This window comes from Paraglaciecola sp. (assembly GCF_030730205.1).
Taxonomy (GTDB): domain Bacteria; phylum Pseudomonadota; class Gammaproteobacteria; order Enterobacterales; family Alteromonadaceae; genus Paraglaciecola.
The window spans coordinates 1-10807 of the sequence record NZ_JANQVQ010000224.1 but is presented as its reverse complement, the minus strand read 5'-3'; the positions used below and the strand labels follow the sequence as shown (position 1 = coordinate 10807).

Below are 10807 nucleotides of genomic sequence, written 5' to 3'. Positions count from 1 at the left end.
CATAACTTGGGTTTGATAGCTGAAAAATTTAGGCCGCAATTCTAAATCGCTTTTGTCCAGAAATCAGCTACAACAGTACTGCGTGTAACCAAGGGCTTTATTGCCGTGCTCAGCTTTATACTCCTGCCATAACAGCAGTTTGGTGACGCCTTTTCTGCGCAGCTCAAGGTGTACCTGCACCCACAACGGCAAGACCTGTTGTGTACTGTAATCAAGACCAGGGAATAACAGCTACCACATTATGAGTTGGCAAACCCAAATACTCACCAAACTTGATCCATTGCCGGGCTATAATATTGAAGATATTTGCATGCCTATTTTTGGATACTACTGCAAATTGAATACTGCTTTGTAATTGATCTTTGATTGTCGGCATAGTGGCAAAGAGAAAGGTGATGATTTGGCGCCATTATGGCGTAGCTTTGCAAACTGCGCCAATTTTGGCTGGATTTTTGGCACAGTTCTGTCTAAACCACGCCAATTTGGGTATAGCATTTGAGATATTAGTGGTGTTCCTTCACCCGAATAAACTTCTAAGCCTGCCGCTTAAATGTTCACGTTTAAATTGCGTTATGGTCTCAGTTAACAGCAGCAAGCGTAAGAATTATCCGTTTATAAATTTGTGTTAAAAGACGGTACTCTGCAATCGATTTACTCGTCGGTGATCTTCGGCCCTTATCGGTTGATATTGATTTGACTTAATTAAATCTATTCAGTAACTTAATTTATAGTTAAGCAATTATAAGGTGTCGCTTGGATAGCTTAGATGAATTTCAACCTCAGTTTGATGTGGCATGGCAACTTTCAAGTTGGGTGATTTTGGAGTATGAATCTTATGTTAACAAAGAGAGGCTATATCAACTTCTGGTAGTTTATGAGCGAGATGGTCCTGAAGCAACTTTATATAAATTAAATGTATTTAGTCAAAAGCTCAGCCTTAATTTCGTGCTCATTGAGGGTAATTCGTTTATTTGGTGCCCAAATAAAAAAAATACACAGGTATTGTCTCTTGACGATTATCTTGCTGATATAAATCATATTTACAAATTAGCAGACTATATTGGCAAATTACGAACTGAAAGACACTATGTAAATGTTGTTCAGAAAGATCAAATTCCAGACTATTCTACTATCCCTTCGCAAAGGTACTGGAGAGCATATGTTGTTTTTTTACAGAATATTGCCCCAATGTGGAGGTTATCAGCTAAACAAGCGGCTTTGTTAGTGACTGGACAATCTAATATGTGGCCATTGAGTGAGGATGATTTCAATAATTATTTCACTGCGGCTCATCGGGATAGGCTTCATTTACTGTTGCTAATTCAAAGTAATTTGGAAAAGTTCTATGGCAAAGATAGAAAAGAAATTTTGCAGTGGCTAAATACTAAACATATTAATTTTGGCAATGTCTCAGCGTTTAATTTGATGGCTTCAGAAGAAGCTGGCATTTTAATCGTTCACCAAAATACCTCATTCCTCTTAAAAAAATAAGTTCACTGGTTCATAATTCATCCATATCATGATGGATAAAAAATAGTATGTAAAACGCTAGGCGAAATCCCTGAAGTGCAGGAGGGCGATTACGTTTTTGGATAGGCTCATTTTTATTGAGTCCTTTTATATTTAACCAATCCTCTGTTTCTAGTCTACTCATGATATCTAGATGAATTGCAGCTGTTTTGGGGTATTTGGGATCATAGCGGTCATCACGGTTAAAGTTAGGCAGTTCCTTTGTCCAATGGTCCCACCAGTATTGACGTTCCTCACTATCAAACTGATAGCGACAGACCAGCGTTAATCTAACATTCTGAATATAATCATCATCTATGCTGATTAATTTAATTACCTCATACCACAGCTTTAGCCACTTTTCGCCATCAGTGTCAGGCAATGATGTTTTTCGGAATCGAAGATCAGACCATTCAATATCACAGAAGTCCACCATATATTTCGCAGCTAAAATCACTTTTTTTTGGTCATCAACGGGCAGTGCATTATATCTGTTTAATATTTCACCAATAACGAGTTGTATATTCTCTTGCTTAGGTATTTTTACCAGTTTATCAACAGCGACTTTCTTTACTTTTTGAGAGCCAATATAGCCTCTACGTGAGCTGTTCTTGAATCTGAGTTTGACTTTTCCGTACTTGTGAGGGCTTTGCTGTTGACTAAAAAAGTAGTGCACATTTGCAATTGCTTTGTCAAAAAGCATTTCATCAATATTGTAGTTTTTTATGCAGGTTGTTCTATTTACATCATTATTAACATGTTGCAAAAGAGCATCGTAGATCAGCAACTCATCAATAGCGGTTGGCGTAATTTGTGTCAACGGCGCAATGGTATTTGGTGACAGCGTTAGCCACGAGTCAGTGTCAACAACGGATTCAGGATAGATATTGCTTACATGTTCAGCCAACTTATTTTGGATAAAACGATTAAAGCCATCAAAATAAGTACTACTGTGTTCTTTTTTATTTATTTCTCTGTAAAGGGTCCGAGTAGTGAAACCGGACAACGTTGCTTTTGCTTTATCAGTTAAATCGGGTAATTGTTGCTGTAGATCAGACCAGATAATCCAATGTGCGCTATGAATATAATGGCAAAGTGTGATTGATGGACCTGAGTGACCGATGAATGAACTGATTGTATGCAAGGTGTTTCTTGCTGGTTGATCTTCATTTCGATTAAAAATATGGTTTTTGGCATCCGTTAAATGTTTAAAGGTAGGATGTTTTTGTAAGGCAGGGATCGGGTGGCTAAATTTATGAATATCGGCAGTCCAATACCAAAACAACCAAGTTGCAAATGAATGTCTTAAGTGGTGGAAACGAAAAGTATTATCGCCAGTAACACGTTGTAGTAGCGTTGTCAGAGGCATAAAAAGATGGTTCGCATGCACAACTTGCGCATCTCGGGAGAATAGCGGCGATTTATCACCGAAATAAAATAAAAACTCTGAATCTTCCAATCCTAACTTGAGTCTTTCAGTGCAATAATCAGCAAAAATATTTTTTTCTTGTTCATTTAGCAGGTGGCCAATAGGCAAGCGCCGTTTTGCGGATATGCTTTTTAGTTCTCTCGCTTGCGATGGCCAAATGATCAACGTTGCCAAGTTTGGTGTCGTATTCTCGTTGCTGATACTCCATTCCAAATCACTGAGCTTTAAAAATAACAGTTCACTTCGACGGAGACCGCAGCGAAATCCTAATATTAATGAGACGGATACGGCTTTTCGTTTCAGATCAAAAAGTCCTGTGATTTCGGCCGATTGTTGTAAAAAATCAATAGCATTATCATACTCCCAAGGCATTAATATGTTTGCATCAACAAGATTGGCTTGGTCTTTATTACCTGCGACGATAAAACTTTGAAAGATATAGCAAGGCTTAACCTGATAGTCGAGCTCTAACAAAATATGAAAATCTCTGAGAATTTTAGCCCTTCTAGCTTTTACCGCAGTGTTTTTGCCCGCATCAATGATCAGTAAATAGATATCTTCTAACTCATCGATAGACATATTGAGTGGATCTCGATAACCGATATGTACTTGAAGAGGAATTGCTACTGATCCAAGGTATGACAACAGTGTTGATGGTTTGAGTTTTCCCGACCATCTGCTTTGTCTTGTTAAACGGCTATGTGTCCATTCAACTAAAAGCTTTGTCACTGGGAGGATATTATTCTCCTTAAGCATCGGCTCATTTTTAATGGCATTTGCAAGCGACATTGATTTATTGGGATTTTTATCATTTTCTGCGTCATTATGTTTTCTTTTTTTGTATTCTCTCAGTTGCTGCTTAACCGAGGTTAACAGTGCTTTTGAATTTAAGAAGCTTTTGCTGTTGGTTGACTCTTGAGTACTGCTAGGGATCGTATGCGTTTTCGACGACTCTTCAGGTTGTGTATGGTCAATTGAAAGTGGTGGTGTTTTTTCACTTATCAGCCTTAAAAGAGGTTGTAATTTGAGTGTAAGGTTAATCTCTTTACCCGTTAAAAGTGGTAGTGAAAAAGGTGTTAAAGACAAATAGAGCAGACTATTAATCACTCTAAAGAGCCAGCTTAATTTAATATCAGTTCTCGTTTGTGCTGGATTCAGTAGTAAGAACCTACGAAGATAGTGCTCAGGTGACCTTATGATTTCAAAACATGCTTGAGTGTTATACCAATGTTTAATAAGAAGTACTGTGAGGTTATCAGGGGTCCAGTTGTAAGGTTCATTTGCAGAGCCTCGTAATTCAAACCAAATCAAGCCTTTTGCAGATTGTAATTGCTTGTTATAAAGCAGGGACAAAAAGCTATTTAAATGAGATTGATTCAATAATCCACCATGTCGAACGGCACAGTAGAGTAGTCTGCCAAAGAGCGCTTCATCTGAAAGCTCCTGCATTTCAAGACTTTGAATAAAAAAAGTATCGAACGAAACAACCTCTTGGATTTCGTTGATATTGTCCTCGCGGATGGGGGGGCTTGGACGAATGAGTTTTGCCGGATTTTTAATCAGGAAGTCCGCACTGTACGAACTTCGATTGCTGTCTACATAGCTATTTAATTGTGCGGTGAATTTAACTTTTTTAACTGACTTTGACGGGTTATTTTCTGCTTTAAGCAAAGTCCAAAATATCTGGTCATAGTCCTGCTCTGAAAGGATACATATATTTTTTTCATTAATTTTTAGATTAAGGTTGCTCAGCTCCGTTCGGACAACTTTGTTTAGTTTTTCATATTTCATGATGGCATTCCTTGGATAACCTTGATCCCAAGGATGTTTGATAACTCTGTTATGTATGGCTCGATGGTTTGATAAATTGCACGCATACTCAGTGTTGAACTTGAAGACCAAAATTGTTCGCCGATATTGGCATGGCCTAATACAGCATCAATAATTTCATGAGGAACTGGCGTGAATGTTGACTTAATCGATGAGGGGTCTTCCAAGAAAACTCTGAGTAGTCTTCTGTTTGAATTAACGGGCGCATCTATGTAATGAGACAATTGTTTATCATAGGAACTTACAGAAAATGGGACTATTTTCAACTTATCAGATTGGGTTGGCTCAATCTCTAAGAAAAAAAGTCTGGGTATCTGTTTTACAGGTGTTCCTAAACGGATCAGGCGTCCTTTTACGGCTAGTAGATGTTCTTCATAATGCTGCATCTGCTCTATAACTTCATTAACCAGAGGAATGTATCGAGTATTGAATTCATCAGACTGACTTTTTTCGCGACGAATAAAAACTTTTGCAGGCAAAATAATATTTTCAGGTACAACAATAGGCGTTTTAAGCGGTCTGAGACCTGTTTGCAAACCGGTACAGAACAGCACATAAAGTGTAAAAAGGTTATGAAAATCATGCCATTGCCGATAGTCTGCCCAAAGCTCTGAATACTTAATAGTGTTTGTTTTCAGGGTCTCAATACATTTTTGAATAACGGTATAATCAGGATGCCATTGTGAGCCAATATGTTCTTGTTGGTTACTTTTTTTTACGATAATTTGAGTGGGTGTTTGGATCGCACCTTTTATAATGGGCGCTAACAATTTAAGCAGACTGGTGTATCGATTTTTTAAAGTCTGTGTTGATAAAGTAGTGTAATAACTTCTGGCGATACTACCTGGCGGCGCCCTGTTATAAAGAAGGGTTGTCGTTGCTTGACCATATATCTGACATGACATAATGAGCATATGGTTACTGATCCGCGCTAATCCTCCTTGTTTGCCTTGCATGGTTTTATCGACAGTTGCTTGTAAAGTGGGTTTAAGTTCTTCTAGTTCAAAGCCCACAATTTTTGATTCGCTTGATAAATTACTTTTTCTAAAACGTTCAAATGTAGCGGCACAAAATTGACTTGCAGGAAGTCTTAAGTATTTTGCGACTTTTAAGCAGTCACTTGTTTTTTCATGTGTCTTATATTTTAGGTCGAAAGCAGGAATGATCCAATGATGATTACTCAGGTCATAGGTGATATTTGTGTCAGTAGCGTTATCTTTTATTTCGTTGACAACACGTAATTCAATGGCATTCTCGAGCGGGGACGCAGTAAAAAACATACACATTAAAACGATCTGTTGGATCTGTTCAAGTGGCGAATGTTGCTCTGACGCCAAAAAAAACATGAGTTTTTGGATTTCTTGCGGTGACAACAACTGCAAACTATATGGAACATAGTTGTTTTGTCTCTCAAGCCTTTTAAGGGTGTCATTTGATACACGCCGTTGATGAAACTCATGAACATAAGATTCTAGAGGGATGCTTTCGTCAATAATCACAAAAGTACCAGTATCATCCTCGTCTACAACTTCGCCTGATAATAAGGCTTCAGGATCAGGTTCTTGTGTGGCTTCTATTAATCCATAAATAATAGGCTCTTCATCATCAAGCTCTGCCAACGTAAATGGGGTCAGGATCGTGTTACCTATTCTCTCTCTAACAGTCTTCGAGCGAGTCTGGGTTCTTGTTTTTCGGCCAACATTTCGGCGTTGAATAGGTGAACCACGGATCAAGCCAATTACACGTCGGACGTATTTAGCATTATCATAGATAAGCAACTTGTCATGGAGTGGATTGCTTTGGTCTTTACGGAGCGATTTAAGTTCTTTTAAAGCGGAAGGAAGTGATAACTCAGCCCTTAGTTCTTCTGCAAGCATATCAAGAAAAACGTGTAAAAGTTGAACTGTATTCGCTCTTCGGGTAGAGGTACTCAGACGTTGTGTTACGATGTCAGACTTAATCAGATGTCGGTAACCGATACTCATCCTGATAAAATCGCTGTTTTTAAATTCTATTTTTATATTTGATTTACGAGCTTCTGCGACAAGCGGTTGGATAAAAAGAATTGTTTGATGAAACTCAAGTACGGCACTTTTTTCTTGGCTATCCGTTGTATACAACATGGTATAAAGAGGATTTTTGCTGATGACGCCTCTTAAAGCTTTCTCAGGCTGGGTAGCCCCAATTGCTGCTGCAAATAGTGAGGAATTATGGGTAGCTTGCTCAACCAAGGGTAATAGCTTTAGTGCAGTATTGAGATAGCCAGAAGCTTGACTCTTCAGTATCGGGTTATTCTCAATTTCACTTATTAATTTTTGTGATAAACAGGCAATCGTATTTTTTAGAACAACATGGAGTCGAAGCAGATTAGTTGGGCAATTAATAAAATTAAGAAAATTATTATTCTCCTGTGAAACGGGTATGTTAAGCGATGAGAGAACATGTCCATAGTTAAAAATGATCTTAGTTTCTGACATCGATTTTTTGCTTACTGGTAAGTTTTTTAAACAGTGTTTTGACTTTGTCGTGGCCAATATTTTCAAACAGCTGCTTTGTCTGTTTTTCTGGATTTTTTGCGCAATTAAATAAGCGTAATGAACCTGCAATATCCGCAAGTGCTAGGTTAAATAATTCAGGCTGAGACAGTGCAGCCAGATCATGCAAACAGCAGTTGACCACTTGGTCTTCTTTTAATAACAGCTTGGCCATTTCAAAGGTACGAATACCTGCAATTAGCAAATAACCGAGTTCGGTTTTGACTAAATGAAGTGGATGTAAAATTAATAGGTTTTTAACGAGAAGTTCGGTGCACTCATTCGGCCCTAATAAATACATTATCGATGAGGTTTTAGAGGCAAGCCCCTTAATTTCTTCATGATAATCAGTGATGTCAGAAAGTTTAATCGATGCTGTTATCAATTAAGGCCTATTGTTAATATGAGTAGTATATCAAGCTATATAACAATAAATTTTTAGTATCATCAAGGCAAAAAGCCTACATTTCTTCAATTTCTTGTACTTGATGTAAAAAGCCACATCTATTACCACTGGCTTCCTAACAAACTCAGGGACAGTCATTCAGTCTAGCTTTTAATAAACTACTAGTTGTGAACCAGTGACCATCTGACCATCTAATAAACCCATACTTTTGCGCGAATTTTCCGCAAATGTCATTTGCTGTCTCTATGAATATATTATCAATTGCATATTTCTGAGAATTTTCAACCAAAAACCTAAGAAACTTGGTTCCATTTCCAACACGCTCTTCAGAAAATCCTATTCGGGCAATTACAATACTATTATCAAGCCATCCTCTTTCGGGTTTATATCGAAGGTAGAAATCATTTTCTCCCTCTCTGACGCAAATTGTATTATTTAGCTTTCTAAAACGAACCTTATAGCTTTTTTTGCAAAATTTATTGCTTTTTAAAAAGGCCTCGAAGTCCTGCGTGAACCCATTTATTTCTATTAGATTTTGACTATCTATATCAGCACTCATAACTGCTCCATCGTAAAAAATGACAACCTGTGTACTTTAGGGTTAATACGCAATTTTCATTTGCGCTGTGTAAATTTTAACAGTAATAAATCAAAGGTCAATTAAAAAGTTAAATAAAATCAATATCTTATAAGTGTGTCTTTAGGATTATTTTTGCCTGTTAAAAGATTGAAAATCATAGATTGGACTTTGGTATTGCGTATATGAGAGCGTATTCTGGCCCAAAGTGAACACTCGTTCTGGTTTTAAGTGAACACTTCTGACCGATTTTCAGAATCAGTGTGGGTGCAATATAGTGAGGACAGATAGAAAAAGATTGCACCCAACTGCTCATTTAGTAGGGTGCCGAGGTCAACTGCAGGCTGATACTTATGCCGGTTACAACTCGTTATTCCAAAGGCAAGTTATAATTTTTTCGCCAAAAAGAAAAAATACCACTCAGAACGGACTTGTTATGCAGAGAACTATATTTGCTGTTAAAGCGATGGCATGATGTATTTTCAATTTAAACGTCGCTGATACATTACAGCCAAGGGCGTGACATCGTTTCCATTCGCCCTTGAATACGGTTTAACATGACGTGTTTAAGTTCGTCAAAACCTGTAACACTATTAAAAGCTTTGTCTAAATTCTGCGATACCTTTTTAACCAAAGAATGAATAAGCTTTTTCGCGATCTTTTGGTGCAGTCCCAGTTGAGCGGCAAATGCAACAAAATCATGCTCAGTGTAATAGCCATAATTTTTGTATGAACTAGTACTTTCTGCGTTTCTCACTTCACTCTCCATAAGCCAGATACTTAGCTCAGAACCATCGTATTCCTTGTATGGTGCTACTGATACCATGTCATATATTTTTGAAAATCCGATTGCAGCGTCACTGTCAAGGGGCCTGACCAAGCTCATGTTTTTCATGTGTAAGTCGTTATTACCAACGAGGTACGCCATGAGTACGTGCAAAAAACCATCCTTAAGTATTTGAGCGTGGTAACCGCAGCTTGCGTGAGCCACTTTTAATGCATGTTCGTAGGATAATGCCTCGCTACTTTTGTTCCCTGGCGCAACCTCCATGACAGAAGCCAAATCTTCAATGAATCTTGTATTTCTGCCGGTGGTGTCTAAATCAAACCGACTCGTCACATAGGCCAGTTCACCACATGAAAACGGCACAAGGGCATGATCTGCAACATCAAACCCAGTCAACTGACAAAGCCGCATAATAATAAATTCGTTGATTGCTAAATGGGGTAAATCTCTTGGGGATGGTTTTACGATGTATGGACCCATACCAATGCTGGCTGTTAACGTTTTCCTGGCGCCAGGTTTATGAGTGAGAAACATTTTAGGCTGAACCCCTGAAATGGACGCTCTGCCTAGAGACCTCATGGCTACTTCATTAAATTCATGCCTGGCAAAATCGATGGTGAAGCCTTTAAGGTTTTTCTCTGGTAATTCAGCTTTTTGAGCTGCATCTTCATCTTTGAGTAAGTTCGGCAGTACCTTAATTGGTCCTATCAGCTCTTCGCCATGTGCAAGTAGGAGACCGAATTTGTCATCTATATCCAGTCTGGCTAGCTTCGCTTGGTGGCGCTTTACCCACCCCTCGCTCATTAGATTAGTAAAAAATGCAGGTAGGTAATTCCTGTGTAATGGTAACTCAGTCAGAGGGAGGTTAGCACCAATCTTCGCAAGCCCGCTTTGTAAGTACTTCGTGTCATAACGAAATTCATATTCGTAACCGGCTTGAACTGAATACTCAGTGATTGTCCCCGCTAAGTGATCATTGCAATACACAAAACCAATACGTGTTGGAGCGCTCATTACTTATTACCCTGACGTTTACCAATATAAAGTTGCAAACCAACAGCACCAATTAGGTTATTAAGCTTGCCTACAGATACAGCATCCACTCTCTGGATCGAGTTGTAATAGGTTTGCATCGATACGCCGGCAAAAGCCACCAGTTCAGATATGGAAAGATCCCCCTTATGCGCCTCAATGCTACATTGCACTGTTTCGCTACTCACTGGGCGGTACCCATCTAATGCTGACTGCTGCAATTTTGCCTGTATGTTTTCGTCCAAATGCACCATCGTTTGCTGTAGTTGATTGCGTTCTTGAATGAGCTCCTGCAGTGATGTAGAGAGGTAGGGCATACTATCTTTGGACATATTAAGGCCTCTTAACTTACTTTAAAAAAGTATTTTCGATTTTAAATCTATCATATTTTCTTTTTAAGAATAGCATAAGCTTACTTTATGTCTTTTTAAATTAATTTATTTGATTTTTTTCAATTATTTTATTTTATAGGTTAGGTCTTAATGCAACATCTAAATTTTCTGACGGCTTAAACGTACCTTTTTAGCTGGAAATGCGGATAGGTCTGATAGGTGTTCTAACTGTCGATTAAATTGTTAATTAAATTCAGCTAAAAATTTTGCCTCCTTCTAAAATTATAATGATTCTTATTACTTCTTTTGTTTCTGTTATCAAAGGCTTGGGGCAGTTGTCTATAAAGTTAACTTTTAATGTGACATTGCCT

8 protein-coding genes are annotated in these 10807 nt (G+C 38.2%); 2 read left to right on the top strand and 6 right to left on the bottom strand.

All coding sequences use genetic code 11. The annotated features are described in order from the left end of the window. Positions 1–753 precede the first annotated feature (753 nt). Positions 754–1491: a hypothetical protein gene (locus NWQ57_RS14980; protein ID WP_306022968.1), complete on the top strand. Its 738-nt coding sequence runs from the start codon at positions 754–756 to the stop codon at positions 1489–1491. A gap of 10 nt (positions 1492–1501) precedes the next feature. Here NWQ57_RS14980 and NWQ57_RS14975 read toward each other — a convergent pair whose 3' ends face one another. From NWQ57_RS14975 to NWQ57_RS14960, 4 genes are all read right to left on the bottom strand, one after another. Next, positions 1502–4729, bottom strand: a complete 3228-nt coding sequence (locus NWQ57_RS14975; RefSeq protein ID WP_306022967.1) for a site-specific integrase — start codon at positions 4727–4729, stop codon at positions 1502–1504. Continuing rightward, positions 4726–7245 (bottom strand): hypothetical protein, encoded by a 2520-nt coding sequence (locus NWQ57_RS14970; RefSeq protein WP_306022966.1) that lies wholly within the window; start codon positions 7243–7245, stop codon positions 4726–4728. Before NWQ57_RS14970 ends, NWQ57_RS14975 begins: the two co-directional genes overlap by 4 nt. Next, positions 7232–7687, bottom strand: a complete 456-nt coding sequence (locus NWQ57_RS14965) for a hypothetical protein (protein ID WP_306022965.1) — start codon at positions 7685–7687, stop codon at positions 7232–7234. Before NWQ57_RS14965 ends, NWQ57_RS14970 begins: the two co-directional genes overlap by 14 nt. A 145-nt stretch (positions 7688–7832) precedes the next feature. Next, entirely contained in the window at positions 7833–8267 is a 435-nt protein-coding gene (locus NWQ57_RS14960) for a hypothetical protein (protein WP_306022964.1), read from the bottom strand. Between the two features lie 295 nt (positions 8268–8562). On the opposite strand from NWQ57_RS14960, the gene NWQ57_RS14955 reads away from it, so the two are divergent. Further along, positions 8563–8760, top strand: coding sequence for a transposase (locus NWQ57_RS14955; RefSeq protein ID WP_306022963.1), 198 nt, complete (start codon positions 8563–8565; stop codon positions 8758–8760). A gap of 30 nt (positions 8761–8790) precedes the next feature. Here NWQ57_RS14955 and NWQ57_RS14950 read toward each other — a convergent pair whose 3' ends face one another. Together NWQ57_RS14950 and NWQ57_RS14945 are read right to left on the bottom strand one after the other, a co-directional pair. Beyond that, positions 8791–10086, bottom strand: coding sequence for a type II toxin-antitoxin system HipA family toxin (locus tag NWQ57_RS14950; RefSeq protein ID WP_306022962.1), 1296 nt, complete (start codon positions 10084–10086; stop codon positions 8791–8793). Beyond that, complete coding sequence (locus NWQ57_RS14945) at positions 10086–10436, bottom strand: hypothetical protein (protein ID WP_306022961.1); 351 nt, start codon at positions 10434–10436, stop codon at positions 10086–10088. Before NWQ57_RS14945 ends, NWQ57_RS14950 begins: the two co-directional genes overlap by 1 nt. Positions 10437–10807: the final 371 nt, after the last annotated feature.